1 protein-coding gene is annotated in these 1398 nt (G+C 33.3%); it reads left to right on the top strand.

The annotated features are described in order from the left end of the window. Positions 1–1398, top strand: a 1398-nt coding sequence (locus JG677_RS08140; protein WP_442778895.1) for a beta strand repeat-containing protein, incomplete at both ends; no start/stop codon positions are given.

Raw genomic sequence — 1398 nt, forward strand, 5'->3', positions numbered from 1 at the left:
ACAATGGTGAGGCTATTTATCTTGGTAATACTGAGATTACTACTTTTACTAATAGTGGGACTATAAGTAGCAATAGTGGTCATGGGATCAACATAGCTAGTGGAACAACTATAGAGAATTTTAAAAATGATACCAATGGATTGATTCAGGGTAATAGTAGCTATGGAGCATTAAACGTAAATGATGCAACTATTAAAACTCTAACTAATAGTGGAACTATAAGTAATAATAGCAATCGGGGTGTAAATATAGCTGACGGAGCAACTATAGAAACTTTTAATAATAGCGGAACCATAAAAGGTGCTAACTCTGGTATATTTGTAAGTAGTAATATAAAGACTCTTGAAAATTCTGGAACTATAATTGCCAATGGTAATCAAGAAACAGATGCTGGTATAAAATTAGAATCAGGCGGAACTATAGATAATATAATAAATACTGGAACTATAAGTTCAAATGCTTCTGGCATAGCCGTATCTTATGGTAAATTTGGAACACTTGCCATAAAAGATGGAGGTATAGTTTATGGTAAAGAATCTGGAATAGAAGTAGGTCAATGGCAACGTTTAGGAGATTTATATATAAATGGAGGTAAAAATTCAAAAAAAGATGCTACAGTTAGTGGTGTTTATGGTGGTAAATATGGTATTTATTTAGGAATTGGTTCAAGTACTCAAAAAATAGAACTTTCTAATGGAGGTGTAATACAAGGTGGTATTAATGGAATAAGGTTACGTAACTCAGCCTCTTTAAGCGGAGATATGGTTTTATCTGGTGAAGGCTCTATGGTAAAAGGTGGAAGTGGTGCTGCTATTTCAAATGAAAGTGGAAAAATATCTGGTTCTATAACTATAAAAGATGGAGCTACTATAGGTTCAGATTCTGGTAAAGCTATAGAAAATTCAGGTTCAGGAACTGTTACAGGTGGTATAACTATAAGTGGATCAAATACTAAAATAGAAGGAGATATAGTTAATACAGATAATGGATCTATAGGTGGTGATATCAAGATAGAAAACGGAGCTCAAGTAGAAGGTGGTATTACTAATACAGGTAATGGTTCTATTACAGGAAGTATAGTAGTAGAGGAAGGTGGTAAGCTTGATTCTATTACAAATACTTCTACTTCTGATACAGGTATAAGTGGATCTATTACTAATAATAGTGATAACAATCTTGAAATTTCAAATGGAGAAGGTGCAACCATAGGTAGTGGAATCATAAATAGTTCAACTGGAACTATCTTCGTAAATAACCAAGGAACTATAAGTAAAGATAGTAGCGGTAATAACTTAACCAATAATGGAAGCGGTGCCATAATCATAGAAGACTGGCTTGTTACTTCAGATGAATCAGGCAAATTAGACACTATAGTTGTAGGTGGAGATAATAAAGACA

It is taken from the genome of Campylobacter sp. TTU-622 (assembly GCF_016598965.1).
Taxonomy (GTDB): Bacteria; Campylobacterota; Campylobacteria; order Campylobacterales; family Campylobacteraceae; genus Campylobacter_D.